Below are 15,065 nucleotides of genomic sequence, written 5' to 3'. Positions count from 1 at the left end.
GGTGGTCGTGTTCAAGATGTGATCGGTCCGAAGTGGCCCATCAGGCCGCCGGGCGCTGCCACCCCGCTCGTGTTCGTTCGATGGCGCCCGCGGTGGCGAACGCGTCGAGCCAGCCCTGCATCGGCCAGAATCCCCACCGGTCGGCGAACAGGCGGCCGTTGCGCAGGATGTCGTCGAGGTGCTGCCAAGGCGGCGAGGAGGTCGGGTGGTACTGGTGGTAGGCGTGCGCACCGCCGACCCAGACGAGGGGGACGGCGGCCTTCCGCGCGGTCCAGGCGAGGTCGGTGTCCTCACCGCCGTACCCCTCGTAGAGCTCGTGGAAGCCGCCGAGCGTGCCCCAGGTCTCCGCGGTCACCGCGAAGGAGAGCGACCAGAACAGCCGATGGTCGTCCGGTCCGGCGACGACGTTCTCGCCGTCCGGCGGGGTCGGCCGGGCCGCGTGCGGCGCGGTCCAGGCCGGCAGCGCGTCCCGGTCCGGCCGGACCCCCTCCGGCAGATAGGTGACGGGGCCGCACAGCAGGGCGCCCGGGTGCGCGGCCGCCGCGACGCGGTACCGCGCGAGCAGCTGCGGGCCGGGGAGGCAGTCGGCGTCGAGGAAGACCAGTAGGCCGGCGCCGGCGGCGAGCGCACCGCGATTGCGTCCGGCGGCGAGCCGGAGGCCCTGCCGGCCGGGTGGCACGTGCACCAGGTCGGCACCGGCGAATTCCGGCAGGGAGGACGGCGGCGGGCCGGCGTCGAGCCAGACCAGGATGCGGCGTACCGGCTCGGTCGCCAGCAACTCTTGCTGCCGGCGCACGTGGTCGAGCCGGGCCGCCGAGCAGAGAGTGATGACGGTGATCATGCGACTACCTCGGCAATCGCTGCGGCGGCCCGTTGCGCGGCGCCGCTGACCCGCCACTGCGCCCAGTCGGGCCGCAGGGCGCGGGCCCGGTCGAGCAACCCGGGCCACGCCTGGTCATCGGGCCACGACGGCTCGACCACGGCGAGGCGGCGCTCGGTGAGGATGCGGCCGGTCGCCGCCTGCTCGTCGAACGGCCGAGGCTGCGGCACGACGACCGCCCGGGCGCCGGCGGCGGCGATGTCCGCGACACTGTTCTGTCCTGCGGCGGTGACGACGACCTCGGCCCGCTGCAGCGCTTCCCAGGGGTCCTCGATCCAGGTCGACGCCGAACGGCCCGCGTACTGCCAGCGGATCCCGGGGGTCGCGGCGGCCGCGCCGGCGAGGTCTTCGTCGGGCACGCCGCCGCCCAGCACGAGCACGGTGCCGGGGTCCGGTTCGACCGCACGGGTACGGCCGTCGAACCGCGAGATGCCGCCGACCTCGACCAGGTGCGTCGCCGGGGATCGGTGCACGCCCGCGGGCCACGGGGCCAGCACCCGCGCCGCCGTCGCGTACGCGAGCCGATGCGGGGGGTCATTGCGATCGCCGGGCTGGGTGACCACGACAGTCGGGACGCCGAGCAGCCGCACCAGAAGGGCTACCTCGACCGACACGTCCACGACGAACCGGTCGAAGCGCCGGGCCGCGATCGCGCCCGCGATGGCGGCGAGCCGGCGGGCATGCCCGCCGTGGCCGAGCGGCGCCCAGTGCAGCAGCCCGCCGGCGGTCGGATCGGCATCGGCCGGATCCGGCGCACCCGGCGGCCGGTCGTTGTCGCGGTCGAGGTGCACCCACGTCGTCCCAGCCGGCCGGGGGGCCGGTTCCGGCAGCGAGCTGAAGACGACCACCTCGCCCGGCAGGTGCGGGCGCACCGCGCGGAAGCGGGTCAGGTGCCCGGCGCCGTGGTGATGGAGGTACCAGCCGGTCAGACCCATGCGTCGGCTCCCGAGAGGTCGAAGAAGGTCTCGAGCTCGGCGGCCCGGTGCTCGAGGGAGAACCGGGCGAGAGCCGCGGCGCGGGCCCGCGACCGGCACTGCTGGTCCCGGCCGTGGGCGACGGCAAGCCGCTCGGCCGCCTCCGCGAGGGCTTCGGCGTCGCCCATCCGCACGAGCCGGACCGCGGACGCGGTTCCCGCGACCTCGCCGATGCCGCCGGTGTCGAACGCGGCGACCGGCGTGCCGGTGGCCAGCGCCTCCGCGACGACCAGGCCGAACGGCTCCTGCCAGAGCGGGGTGACCAGAGCACAGGCGCTGCCGCCGACGAGGTCCGCGAGTGCCGGTTGCCCGAGAGGCCCGAGGTAGTCGATGCCGTCGCCGAGGAACGGGCGGATGTGCTCCTGGAAGTACGGGACGTCGCCGACCCGGCCCGCGATGCGCAACGGCCGGCCGGTGAGCCGCGCGGCTCGTACCGCGAGGTGCAGGCCCTTCTCCGGCACGATCCGCCCGAACCAGACCAGGTCCCGGCCGCCGGACCCGAGGGGCCAGCGGCCGGCGTCGACGGCATTCGGCATCACCTGAGACTCGACACCGTGCTCGCGCCACTCGGCGGCGGTGTAGGCGCTGACGGCGAGGAGCCGGCCGTGGTGCTCGGCCGCCCGGGCCGCCGGGACGAGCCGGGGCAGCGGCGGGGTGTGCAGGGTCGTCACCACCGGCACCCCGAGCCGCCGAGCTCGGGTGAGCGGTTGCGGGTGCAGGCTGTGATTGTCGACCAGGTCGATCCTGGCCGCGTTGCGCCGGATGAAGTCGAGCGCCGCCTCCAGCGCCGGGATGGCCCGCTCGAGGTGTCCCGGCGGGAACGTGGAGTCGGTGGCGTCGCGCTCGTCCGGCCAGACGACGGCCGGCAGCCGGAACTCGGCTGGGCCGTCCTCCTGGAACTGCGAACCCGCCACGGCGCAGAGCAGTACCCGATGCCCGCGGGCGCGGAGCATCCGGACGCGGTCCCACACCATGGCCTCGAGGCCGCCGGCGTGCGGTTCCCGGATCGGGTGCCGCAGCGGTGCGATGACAACGATCGTGCGGGCGTTCATGCCAGCACCCGCTCGTACAGAGCGGTGTGGGCGGCGGTGATCGCGGCGGCCCCGGCGACGCGCGTCCGGCGTCGCTCGGCCACCAGAGCCGCGCGAGCGGCCGAACCCGGGCGGGGCGCCCGGGCGAGGAGCCGTCGCACGGCCCGGGCGAGTCCGCCGCCGTCGCCGGCATCGAAGACCGCGAAATCCTCGGGATGCTGCTCGCTCGCATACCCGACCGGCGGGCCCGCGACCGGGACACCGAGGTCCCAGCAGAGCTCGGCCCAGCCGGAATGGGTGCCGGTACGGTACGGCAGGACGGCAACGTCGAGATCGGCGATGGACCGGGCCAGGGCGTCGTCGCCGAGCCGCTCGGCCCGGCGCAGCTCGGCGGCGGGGTGCGCGGCGACCAGGGCCCCGACGCGGTCGCGGGCGGCCTCGTCGCGGACCCGCTCGTTGACGTGCACGCGGGCCACCGCCGCGATTCCCCGCCCGCGCAGGCGGTCGACGGCGTCGAGCAGGGTCGCGACGGCCCGTACCGCGTCGGTGCCGGGACGGATGTCGCGCAGGTGCACGCCGAGGACGTACGCGTCGCAGTGGGTGCCGGCCGGGGCCGGCGCACCGAGGGGGAGCACGTTCGGGTGCGGGATGACCTCGGCCGTGCGGCCCCAGCGCCGCTTGATCGCCGCGGCGGCGCCTGCGGTCAGGGTCACCAGTTCATCGGCCGCCCGGACCAGGACGTCGAGGTGCTCCCGATGTGATGCCTGGTCGGCCAGCTGCGGGTTCTCGAGATCGTGCAACGTGTAGACGAGCGGACGGCCGCCGCCGCGCAGCGCGCGAACGAGCGAACGCAGGTGCCCGGTGGGGTAGGACTCGGTCCCGAAGTGCAGATGCATGAGGTCGAAGCGGTCCACGTTCGCGGTGACCCAGGCGGCGTCGCACATGACGGGTGGCCACCAGCGTCCGTCCGGGGCGCCGGGCGGTGGCGGGTCGGGCAGCAGTTCGACGCGGGAACCGGCCAGCACGTGCCGCACGTAGGGATGGGCGGCCGGAATCGAGGCAATCCGTGCAGCTGGTGCGAGGGGTGGGGCGAGCGTCATCGGGGGTCCTCGCGGTCGGTCGGGTAGGTGCGACCAACGCGAACTCGGGAGGCATGTCGAGAGGGTCCGGAGGCCCTATTCCTCCGGCGGGCCGAATTACACACCCGGCACCGGGAGATCATTGAGACGTTGGCGACAGCTCCGAACAGGCATAACCACAGGTCGTACGGGCACAACAGCACCTCGTGGCAGCACCGCGACCGGATCCCCGTACCCGTCATTTCGGGGTTTTCTATGGTCTTGAGGAGCCGGCCGGCGATGGTCCGGCCGTTCTGGTCGTCGGCAACTGCCAGGCGGAATCGCTGCGTCTCATGCTCGACGGCGGCGGGCTGCGCACCGTCCGGCTGCCGCCGGTTCACGAACTCGTCGCCGCCGACCTCCCGCACCTCGCCCGCTGGCTGGCCCGGACGACCCTGCTGATCACGCAGCCGATCCGCGACGATTACCACGGCCTTCCGCTCGGCTCGGCGCAGCTGAGCGAACAGCTCGGCCCGGGCGGCCGGACGTTGCGGGTGCCGGTGATCCGTTTCGCGGGGCTCTACCCGGCGCACGTGATCGTCCGCCCGCCGTCCGACCCGAGCCTGGTCCCGCCGGTCGTCGCCTATCACGACCTGCGCGTTCTCGCCGAGGCCGCCGGTCTGCGCGGGCGCTCGCGGCTCGACGTGCCGGCGGTCCGGGCGATCGCCCGGCACTCCCTCGACCAGCTGCGCACCCGGGAGGTCGCGCACGGCACGGTGGTCGTCTCCGACCTGTTCGAAGCACCGTCGTTCGCGCAGATGCGGACCCTCAATCACCCCGGCAACCCGGTCTGGACCGTGCTCGCCGCGCGCGTCCGGGCGGCCCTCGGCCTGCCCGAGCACGTCGTCGACCCGGGCCGGCCGCTGCTCGACTCCATCCACGCGCCGCGCGAGCCGGCGGTCGCCGAGGCCTGGGGTCTCGACGAACCGGACCGCCCGCACTGGGTGGTCGACGGCCGTGTGGTCGAGGCCGGAGTCGTTCGCGAAGCACATCTGGACTGGTACGCGCGGCACCCCGACGCGGTGCGGGCCGGTCTGGCCCGGCACGCGGACGCCCGGCGGATCCTGGGCCTCGGATGAGCCGGCTACCCGCCCTGGCCATCACCACCGACGAGCGCCACGGGGTCACCGTCGCGGCCCGGGACCTCGCCACGGCGGCGGAGGCGGCCACCGGCCTGGGCCTGGCCGTCGCCGCCGGTGTGCTGCTCGGTGAACACCCGCCGGAGCGCGCGCATCTGCACTTCACCGACCGGCTCTGGGCCGGTTCGCCGGAGGCGGCGGCCGCGCTTGTGGAACGCATCGCGGCCCGGACGGCGCTCACCGTCACCCTGCACGACGTCCCGCAGGCTTCCGACGGCCCGCGCAACCGGCCGCGCCGCACCGCCTGCTACGCCCGCGTGGCCGGCGCCGCCCGGGGCGTGGTCGTCAACAGCCGGCACGAGGCGGCACACCTGACCGAGGCCGGCATCGTGCCCCGGGTCCTCGGCGTCGTGCCCCTGCCGGTCACGCCCGCCCCGCGGACCGTCAGGACCGCGGCGAACAGTCCCGACCTCGCCGTGCTCGGCTTCTTCTATCCGGGCAAGGGCCACGCCGAGGTCGTCGACGCGCTTCCCGCCGGGGCACACCTGACCGTGCTCGGCTCTGCGTCCGCCGGCCACGAGGCCGACCTGCTGGCCTTCGTCGAACACGCCCGGGCCCGGGGGATCACCGTCGGGGTGACCGGCTACGTGCCCGAGAAGGATCTCGTCGAGCGCTGCCGGGCGGTCGCCGTGCCGGTCGTGGCGCATCGGCACTTCTCGGCCTCCGGTTCCCTAGCGACCTGGATCGCCGCCGGTCGCCGGCCCCTCGTCGTCGACGGGCGTTACCCCCGGGAGATGGCCGAGCTGCGGCCCGGCACCGTCCGCCTGGTCGCACCCGCCCGGCTCGCCGAGGCGCTCGCCGAGGCGCTCGCCGACCCCGCGTCGACGTGGCTGGCGGCGGATGCGGTCACCCGCCCACACCTCGACGACACCGCCGCGGCCTACCTCCGCTGGTGGACAGGAGACATCGCATGGTGAACGGCCGTTCCGTGCCCGGCAACCGCTGGGATCTGCTCGACGGGCTGGAACCCGCGAAGCCGCCGGCCGTGTCGGTCGTCGTCGCGCACTACCAGCAGCAGGCGGAGCTCGACCGCACGCTCGCGGCGCTCGGCCGGCAGACCCATCCCGCCGGCCGCACCGAGTTGATCGTCGTCGACGACGGATCACCGGAGCCGCCGCGGGTCCCGGCCGGGGTCCGGCTCCTGCGCCAGGCCGACGAGGGATTCCGGGTGGCGGCCGCCCGCAACCTCGGCGCCTCGGCCGCCACCGGCGACGTGCTCTGCTTCCTCGACGCCGACACTGTGCCCGAGCCCGGCTACCTCGCCCGGATGGCCCGGCTTCCGGCGCTCGCACCGGAAGCGGTCGTCGTCGGCCGGCGGCGGCACGCCGACCTTGCCGGACTACCGGTCGACGCCCCGGTCGAACAGGCCGGTCCCGCCGCCGAACTGCCCGAACCGCAGTGGCTGCGGGACGCCTACCGGCACTCCCGGGACCTGCTCGACGCCGACGACCGGAGCTACCGGTACCTGATCGGCGCCGCGCTCGCCTGCTCCCGCTGGTTCTTCGACCGGGTCGGCGGGTTCGACGAGCAATTTCGCGCCTACGGCGGCGAGGACTGGGAATGGGTGTACCGCGCCTGGCTCGGCGGTGCCGTTTTCGCGCACGTCGCCGACGCGGTGGCCTGGCACGACGGACCCGACTGGGCCGGCCGCGACCGCGACGACCCGGCCCGCCGGGCCCGCAAGGACGCCGAGACGCTGCTGCTCACCGAGCACATCCCGGTCGCCGGCTCGCGCGGGTACGGGCTTCGCACCGCCGGCGTGGACGTCGCGATCCGGCTCGGGGCGGCGCCCTCGAGCGCGGCGGCGTACGTGTGCGTCGATTCGTTGCTCGCGGCGCTGCCCGAGGCCACGGTCTGCGTGCCTGCCGAGTTCGCAAAGGTCTTCGCCGCGGATCAGCGGGTGACGAGCGGCTGGCCCGTCCCGGAACCCAACCCCCGCGTGGTCGTCGACGTGCCGGTGGCGGTTCGCGCCGACCGGGTGTCCGACCTCCTGCGGCAGGCGGTGTCGACGGTCGGCGTCGGCACCCTCGGTAGCGTCCTGCTCGGACCACCCGAAGCCCCCGCGATCCGGATCGACTCCGCACGCGCCCGGGCCCGCCGCGCGACGTGGGGGCAGGACCAGTTCGAGACCCGCGTCCACCCGGATGCCGATCCCGATCCGCTCGACGCCGATCCCGGCCTCGCGGGCTACCTCGGAGGCTGGGCCTGAGAATCGGAAGGATCGGTTGTCATGCCCGCCTCTCCTGAGCTCGCCCGGTCATGATTTCCTCGATCAGCGCGACTGTGTTGAAAGCTCCATGGTCAATAGTTCGACCGTAGAAACTTTCTGCCGGATTCGGGAGGATTCGGAACGGGCCAGGTGGGGCAGCAGCGCGGTGGCTCTCAGCTGGGCCTGGTGGGCCTCGGCGGCGGCGCCCGCGCCGGCCAGGTCGGTGGCCAGGGCGGTCAGGCTGTCGGCTTCGTTGTAGGGGTCGGCCAGTTGGTGGTAGAGCAGGATGGCCCGCTCGTAGCACTCGACGCCGCGGCGCAGGTCGCCCTGCCGGATGTGCAGGCTGCCGAGTGTGTCCCAGGTGTCGGCCTGGGCCCGGCCGTCGCCGTTCTCGAGGTGCAGCGCCAAACCCTGCTCGGCCAGGTCGCGTACCTCGGCCAGGTTGTCGTGGCTCAGGTGCATCCAGGCCAGGTCCGACAGCGCGTGCCCGATGCCGGACCGGAATCCGGCCGAGCGGTACAACTCCAGCGCCCGCGACGCGTGGGCCAGCACGTCCGCCGTGCGGCCGTCGGCCTGGTCGGCCGAGGCGCGGTCGAGATGGACGCCGGCCTCGCCGATCGGATCGCCCAGTTCGCGGAACAGGGCGATCGCCCGGTCCCGGTGGTCGTGGCAGTCGTCCTCGCGGTTCCGGTGCCGGGCCGCGCGGCTGAGGAAGAAATGCGCGTACGCCTGCCCGATCCGATCATCCGCCCGGTCGGCCGCCGCCAGGCCGGCCTGGTGCACCGCCGCGTAGTCGGACCAGCGGCCCTGCCGTTCCAGGTGCACGCTCACGGTCCACGCCAGCTGCCACGGACGCCACCCCGATTCCGGTGGGTCGAGCCGGACGGCGGCCAGCAGCGCGGGCAACTCCCGGGCGAACCACGCGGCGGCCTCGGCCGTGCCGGGCAGGTCGGCGAGGTGCACCCCGGGCCGGGCCGGCGCGAGCGTGATCGGGTCACGCGGCGGCTGGTAAAGGCACTTCGCGGCGTACGCGGTGTGCAGGTAGTGCTCGAGCAGGCGGGCCAGCGCGTCGCCTTCCGGCCCGAGCGAGAAGGCGAACGCGCGTAGTAGGTCGTGGCACCCGTACCGGCCGGGGCTGATCTCGCTGAGCAGGTGGTTGCGGACCAGTTCGGCGACCAGCGGCCGGGTCTGCCGCGGTGTGAGCCCGGCCAGGCTGGCCAGGCCGGCCAGCGAGAAGTCGGGTGCCGCCGGGAACACCCCGAGCAGCCGGAACAGCTCGGCGGCGGGTGCGCTGAGGGCACGGTACGACCAGGAGAACACCGCCCGCACATCGGTTGCCGGGTCTCCGCCCGGGAAGGAGTCGAGGCCTTCGCTCAGCTGCCCGGCGACCGCGGCCAGGCTCAGCGACGGGTCGGTGGCGGCGTGCGCGGCGGCCACGGCGAGCGCCAGCGGCAGCCGCGCGCACCGGGCGATGATGTCGTCGACCACGCCCGGCGCGGCCGCCATCCGCCGGGGGCCGAGCCGCCGGTGCAGGATCTGCCGGGCATCGGCGGCGGACGGCCGCTTCAGCGGAACGGCCCGGGCTCCCTCGGCGACGACCAGCCCGGTGAGCCGGTTGCGGCTGGTGACCAGGATGAGCGCGTCGGTCCCGCCGGGCAGCAGCGGGCGTACCTGATCCTCGTCGCGGGCGTTGTCGAGCAGGACGAGGATGCGCCGGCCGGTCATCGTGGTGCGGTAGAGGGCGATCTGCTCCTCGACGGTCGCCGGGATGTCGCGGACGGCGACGCCCAGGGCGCGCAGGAAACCACGAAGCACATCGGACGGACGGGCCTGCCCGCCGGGGTCGAAGCCGCGCAGGTTCACGTACAGCTGGCCATCGGGGTACGCGTCGGCGGCGCGGTTGGCCCAGTGCACGGCCAGCGTGGTCTTGCCGACACCGGCCGTGCCGGAGATGACCGTCAGCCCGCTCGTCGTCTCGTCCAGCCGCGCGAGTTCCACGGTCCGCGCCGCGAACGTGCGCGGCGCGTGCGGCAACTGAGCCGGTCGCGGTGCCGGGGCCGACGCGGTGATCGGCACGACCAGGTCGAGTGCGGGATCCTGCCGCAGGACCGCCACCTCGAGGTCGCGCAGAGCCGGTCCCGGTTCGATGCCGAGCTCGTCGCGCATCGCGTCACGCAGCCGCTGGTAGGCGGCGAGCGCATCGGCCTGCCGGCCGCACCGATAAAGGGCCAAGATCAACTGCCGATACAGATCTTCCCGGTACGGGTGGGTCTGCGCGGCCTGCTGGAGCTCGAGCACGACGTCGGCATGTTCACCGAGGGCCATCCGCGCATCGATAAGCGACACGCCCGCGGTGGCGCGTAGTTGTTCGAGTTGCCGGGCCTGCTCGGCCAGCCAGTCCACGTCGGCGACATCGGCGAGCGACTCCCCGCGCCAGAGACCCAGCGCGGTGCGCAGCCGGGTCACCCGCTCGCGGGGGTCGGCGTCGGTCGTCCGGGCCCGGATCAGCGACTCGGCCCGCTCGAGGTCGATCGCGCCCGGCGGCAGCGACAGCCGGTAACCGCCGGCGCCGTTCGGGATCCGCGACCGGTCGCCGAGCAGACCACGCAGGTAGGAGACGGTGTTCTGCAGCGCGCTCGCGACACTGGCGGGCGGGTTCGGCCCCCACACGATGTCGACCAGCCGCTCGCTGCCGACCGGTTCGCCGCGGTGCAGGGCCAGCACCGCCAGCACCGCCTTGCGTCGCAGCCCCGACAGCCGGGGCGCTCGACCGGCCACCCGGACGTCGACCGGCCCCAGCAACCGCACCCCGACGGACGGCTCTTCGCGCATGTCTCGAAAAGGTAGCCGACCCGCGTCCATTGTCGACACCGAATTAGGGCGGTGTTGGGCCCGTGTTGGCGGGCGGTGCCAGCGTGTGCCCGACCTGACGTCAGAAATTGGGGGAACACGTGAGGCGTCTGCTGGTGGGCGTATTAACGACGACTTTGCTGGTCACCGGGATCGGCGTGCCGGCCCGGGCGGCCGACCCGATCACGGTGGACACCGGCGCGCTGGCGAGCCAGCTGTTCGCCGGGCTGGCCGAGGTTCGCTTCGGCGACGATCTGGGGCTGGTCAAGGCAGCCACGGTGTCGGCGGACTTCCTGGAGTGGCGCCGGCTGCACCCGGTCGCCACTCTGGGCGAGAGCCAGGCCGAGCTGGCCGCCGAGAAGCAGTTGCTGGACTCCGGCCTGACCGCCACCGATCTGCAGCGGGACGAGCCGGCCCTGATGGCCCGCTCGATCGAGCTGCTCTCGGCGCCGGCCGCCGGCCCGGCCCGCTCGGCGTCGCACATCCGGGCTTTCGTCGCCGGTCTGGCCGGCAGTGCGGTGGGCCCGCTGGACAACCGGGAAGACCTCAGCGAGGGGGCGCTGACGGGGCTGTCCTGGGTGCGGAACCGGCCCGCGCTGCTGTCGAACCTGTGGGCGGACGTACGGCGTACGGCCGCGGATGATTCTGTTTTCGCCCAGGCGTGGAACGCCGTCCTGGGCGCACCGGTCTCGCTCGACGCGGCCGCCTCGCTGGATCAGTTGAAGGCCGCCGACGAACTCCGCGGCCTCGTCGACCTGGACAAGCTGCTGTCGCTGACCGGCGATCCGGACGCGTTCGCGGCCGCGGCACACGCGCAGGTCGCGATCATCTTCGACGACATCTCGACACTGGGCGCGCAGGTGAACGCCCAGGCGCTCATCCAGGCCAGCAACTGTCCGGCGACGACGCCGCCCGCGACGACCTGCACCGCGGCGAACCAGAAGGCCGCCGAGAAGAAGGCCGACGAACAGGAATCGGCGGTGGACCGCTACAAGGCCGCCCTCGACGCGCTCGACCCGGTCCTCAAGGAGGTGGACTCCACGTTCGCCAACCAGGTGAAGGTGGTCGGCGGCGCGGTCGTCACCGCGGTGAAGGCGGTCGCGAAGTACGCCGAGGACATCTCGAAGATCAGCGGTGTCGCGTCGAAGATCTTCAGCCTGGCCACGGTAACCATGACCGGCAACGTGTTCGGCGCGGTCATGTCGGTCGTCGGCCTGTTCGGAGCCGACAAGCCGGATATCAGCCAGCAGATCCTCGACCAGGTGAAGGAGCTCCAGGGCCAGGTCAAGGACCTGCAGAAGGAGATGGCGGCCTCGTTCGAGCGGATCGACGCCCGGCTCAACACCATCTACAACACGATGATCAGCGAGTTCGACAAGCTCAGCGACGCCATCGCGGGCAACGCCGCGCAGCTGCAGGTGCTCCAGCAGAACGTCGCCCAGCTCGGGCTGCGGCTGGAGGAGGTGACGGCCAGCATCCTCACCGCGATCGGGCAGGCCGAACTGGTCAACGTCCGCACCTCGATCGACAAGTACATCGGGTACGCCGAGCAGTTCGGCACCCCGATCCCGGCCTACCAGCCGGACTACGTCGGGGCCGAGACCGACCTGCATCTGGCCAGCACCCAGCTGGCCGACGACGCCGCGTTCGTGCTCCCGGCCACCGACGCCGACAATCCGGCGCTCGACCCGGCCGCGGTGCTCAACAGCAACGGCGAAACCCGATCGATCAACTACCTGGCCCGGTACGCGTCGAAGCGTGACCCGGCGATCGTGGTGCCCTCGTCGCCGCTCGGCAACCTGGGCGTGTGGGACCTCGGCGGGCAGGCGTACGCCCTGCTGCAGCTGCAGAACCCGGACTACGCCCGGCAGGTCGCGTCCAGCCGCTCGAACGACATCCAGATCGCCGGGCAGCGGATCCTGGACACCGCCGCGAGTTTCACCCACCCGGTGACCGCCCCGGACCCGGCCGGCGGCTACCGCAACAACCTGTTCAAGTCGCTCGACACCGACTACCGCACCGGGGTGCAGAACCTTTCGGCGGCGTTGACGACGATCCGAACCTCGGACGTGCTGAACCGCTACGAACCGAACGCCGACGGCGCCCAGATCAAGACGCCGAAGACGTACGAGCTGTTCTGGGACGGCTCCACGGCGCTGTCCCCGGCCCCGCCGGTGCCGACCGACCCGGCCAAGGTGACCTCCTGCGACGGATCGGCGCAGATCGACCGGCCTGCGAACGTCAGTCTCGCCAAGCTGCCGGACCAGGTGAAACTGATCAACTACGCGTACGCGCCCCGCCTCGATCAGCCCCCGGCCGGGGCCAAGGAACTGCCCGAGGTGTCCATCTGCGAGTCGCCGAGCTGGACGAACATCCGCTACAACGAGCCGGAGGGCAGCGGGGTCCGATCCTCGTACGGTCATCTGCGGCTGGACATCCATCTCCGGTACCGGCTCAACCCCACTGCCGCCTGGCAGAACGTGGTGACCACGGCGTACACCTGGCCGGAGGAGATCAAGTTCGAGACGACCTGCACGATCTTCAGCTGCCACACCTACCTGGAGCCGGGAACCCAGCTGGGCAACACCTGGGCCAACTCGGCCCGGTACGCCTTCGAGGCGAACGCGAAAGCCACCACCGACGCGACAGCGGTCACGGCGGCCACGGCCTCGGTGCGGCAGTTCCTGCTGTCCCGGCAGAAGTTCCTGTACGACAGCGTCAGCGCGGCGCTGACCAACCCGTCCTCCCCGGCGTCGGCCGCGATCAGGAGCATGAACACCGCCCGGCGCCTGACCCAGGCGTACGCGCAGCTCGGGTTTCCGATCGCGGTGCAGTCCGACCCGGTGCTGTCCGGGTTGCTCTCCGGTCAATACAGGCTGCTCGGTGACCTGCCGGCCGACCCGACGATCACCGGCGCGGTCCAGATCGCGCGGGACAACTACAGCTGCGGGTCCACCTGCCCGGTCGACACCCAGCGGCCGATCAAGAACCAGACGTTCACCGAGCCCACCGACCCGCCGTGCGCCACCTTCCCGGCCGGTCCCGGCGACCCACTCGGCAACTGCCTGGTCGAGCAGTCCCTGCGGCGGGCCGACAACCTGAAAACCCGATTCGACGTGCATTTCAAGCAGCTGTACGACGGTGATTACCACGAGCAGCTGCCGTCGATCGCGCAGACGCTTGCCCAACTGCGGGCCGCCGACCGGATGTCGCACTCGCCGGCCGTCACCGGCGGTATCGGTAAGCGGTCCGGCACCACGACCCAGGACGTCAGCCTCGACCTCAACCAGTTCACCAGCGGTGGCAAGGCGCCGTACACCTACACCGCCACCGGTCTGCCGTCCGGGCTCACGCTCAACGGCGCTCTCATCCAGGGCCGGCCCGGCAGCGAGGGGACCTCGACGGTCACCGTGACCGCGCGGGACGCCGGCGGGACGGCCGGCAACGCGTACCAGTTCACATGGACCGTCGGCGTCGCCGATGTCCCCGACGTGAAGGGACTCGGCTGGAACCTGGCCCAGGCCGCGATCACCCGGGCCGGCCTGACCGCGGGCAGCCGCACCGCGAAGAGCGACTGCACCAAGCCGTTCGGCACGGTGGACAGCCAGACCCCGGCCGCGAACACCACGGCGACCCCGGGCACCGCGGTCGACCTCGTCTACACGATCTGCGCGGCCGACGCCCCGGTGGTGACCTCGGCCCTGTACTCCGGCGGTCACACGACGGTCACCTGGACCGACAAGTCAGCCGGGGAGGACAGCTTCGTGGTGTCCCGCTACACCGCGGCCGGCCAGTTCGTGTCCCAGGCGGCCGTGCGGCCCAGCGGCAGCAAGACCGGCACGGGTACGGCGTACACGTTCACCGACAACACGCCCGGCACCTGTTACCGGGTGGAAGCCCGGACCGGCGGCGACGACATCGTCCTCGCCTCGGCCCTGGCCTGCGCGGGCGTGGACGTCATCATCACCGGGGTGGCGCCGAACGGGGCGCCACTGGCGGCGGCCCGGCGCTCGGACGGCCGGCTGGAGGCTTTCGCCTTCGACGACGGCGTGCTGGCCCACCGCACCCAGAACGCCGCCGGCTCGTCCGGCGGATGGGGACCGTGGACCGACTTCGGCGGCCCGGCCGGGGTAACCCTGACCGGCCTGGCCGCGGCCACCAACAGCAGCGACACCATCGAGGTGTTCGGGGTGTCGCCGGCCAACCAGGTCTGGCACCGCTGGCAGACCTCGGCCACGACCTGGTCCGACTGGGCGATCGTGGCCGGGGCGCTGGCCGACTCGATCGCGGTGGTCCGCAACGCCGCCGGAGCCCTGGAGCTGTACGCCACCAATCCGCTCATCGGCTGGGTGACGCACAGCATCCAACAGGCCACCGGACCCAACGACTGGAAGTCCGCGTCACTGTTCGAAGGGGTGTACAACCTGCACTCGGTCGCCGTGGCCAAGGACCTGGACGGCCGGCTGGAGGTGCTGGCGGCCAACCCGGCCGGCAAGACCTACCAGCGCCAGCAGAGCACCCCCGGTGGGACGACGTGGTCGGCCTGGAAGGACTGGGCCGGAGCGTCGACGAGGCTGTCCATGGTCGCCAACGCCGACGGTCACCTGGAGGCGTTCGGCACCAGCACGACCGGCACGCTCGCCCAGAAGTACCAGCTGGCCCCGAACGGAACCACCGGCTGGACCGACTGGAACACCACGTTCGGCACCGGCCTGGTCGGCGTGACCACCGGGGTCACCGACGGCCGGGTCCAGGTGTTCGCGGTGGCCACCGACGGCCGGCCACAGACCCGCTGGCAGCTGGCCGGCGGCGGCTGGTCCGACTGGGTCGGCTGGTAGAAGGCGGATGGTGCTCCGGTGCGGGA

Annotated in this window: 9 protein-coding genes; 4 read left to right on the top strand and 5 right to left on the bottom strand. The window is 73.0% G+C overall.

Going from position 1 to position 15,065, the window contains the following annotated elements:
- Positions 1-40 precede the first annotated feature (40 nt).
- The 4 genes from Ate02nite_RS29220 to Ate02nite_RS29205 are packed head-to-tail and all read right to left on the bottom strand — an operon-like array spanning position 41 to position 3,985.
- Entirely contained in the window at positions 41-841 is an 801-nt protein-coding gene (locus tag Ate02nite_RS29220) for a glycosyltransferase family 2 protein (protein ID WP_203811043.1), read from the bottom strand.
- The gene (locus Ate02nite_RS29215) at positions 838-1,815 is read right to left on the bottom strand and encodes a glycosyltransferase (RefSeq protein ID WP_203811042.1); all 978 of its coding nucleotides are present in this window, start codon (positions 1,813-1,815) and stop codon (positions 838-840) included. The genes Ate02nite_RS29220 and Ate02nite_RS29215 overlap by 4 nt, the downstream gene beginning before the upstream one ends.
- On the bottom strand, positions 1,806-2,906 hold the full coding sequence (locus Ate02nite_RS29210) for a glycosyltransferase (protein ID WP_203811041.1): 1,101 nt from the start codon (positions 2,904-2,906) through the stop codon (positions 1,806-1,808). Before Ate02nite_RS29210 ends, Ate02nite_RS29215 begins: the two co-directional genes overlap by 10 nt.
- On the bottom strand, positions 2,903-3,985 hold the full coding sequence (locus Ate02nite_RS29205; RefSeq protein ID WP_203811040.1) for a glycosyltransferase family protein: 1,083 nt from the start codon (positions 3,983-3,985) through the stop codon (positions 2,903-2,905). Before Ate02nite_RS29205 ends, Ate02nite_RS29210 begins: the two co-directional genes overlap by 4 nt.
- 185 nt (positions 3,986-4,170) lie before the next feature.
- Between Ate02nite_RS29205 and Ate02nite_RS29200 the strand changes: the two genes are divergently transcribed.
- Genes Ate02nite_RS29200 through Ate02nite_RS29190 form a run of 3 tightly spaced genes read left to right on the top strand, consistent with a single transcriptional unit; the run spans position 4,171 to position 7,351 of the window.
- On the top strand, positions 4,171-5,082 hold the full coding sequence (locus Ate02nite_RS29200; RefSeq protein WP_203811039.1) for a WcbI family polysaccharide biosynthesis putative acetyltransferase: 912 nt from the start codon (positions 4,171-4,173) through the stop codon (positions 5,080-5,082).
- Positions 5,079-6,059: a glycosyltransferase family protein gene (locus tag Ate02nite_RS29195; protein ID WP_203811038.1), complete on the top strand. Its 981-nt coding sequence runs from the start codon at positions 5,079-5,081 to the stop codon at positions 6,057-6,059. Before Ate02nite_RS29200 ends, Ate02nite_RS29195 begins: the two co-directional genes overlap by 4 nt.
- Positions 6,053-7,351, top strand: a complete 1,299-nt coding sequence (locus Ate02nite_RS29190; protein ID WP_239147781.1) for a glycosyltransferase family 2 protein — start codon at positions 6,053-6,055, stop codon at positions 7,349-7,351. The genes Ate02nite_RS29195 and Ate02nite_RS29190 overlap by 7 nt, the downstream gene beginning before the upstream one ends.
- Positions 7,352-7,414: 63 nt before the next feature.
- On the opposite strand, the gene Ate02nite_RS29185 is transcribed toward Ate02nite_RS29190, so the two are convergent.
- Positions 7,415-10,183 (bottom strand): AfsR/SARP family transcriptional regulator, encoded by a 2,769-nt coding sequence (locus tag Ate02nite_RS29185; RefSeq protein WP_203811037.1) that lies wholly within the window; start codon positions 10,181-10,183, stop codon positions 7,415-7,417.
- Between the two features lie 119 nt (positions 10,184-10,302).
- On the opposite strand from Ate02nite_RS29185, the gene Ate02nite_RS29180 reads away from it, so the two are divergent.
- The gene (locus tag Ate02nite_RS29180; protein WP_203811036.1) at positions 10,303-15,039 is read left to right on the top strand and encodes a DUF8189 domain-containing protein; all 4,737 of its coding nucleotides are present in this window, start codon (positions 10,303-10,305) and stop codon (positions 15,037-15,039) included.
- The last annotated feature ends 26 nt before the right edge of the window (positions 15,040-15,065 follow it).

The organism is Paractinoplanes tereljensis (assembly GCF_016862435.1).
Taxonomy (GTDB): Bacteria; Actinomycetota; Actinomycetes; order Mycobacteriales; family Micromonosporaceae; genus Actinoplanes; species Actinoplanes tereljensis.
Note: the sequence above shows the minus strand (reverse complement) of the source record. Positions and strands in the feature narration are given on the sequence as shown.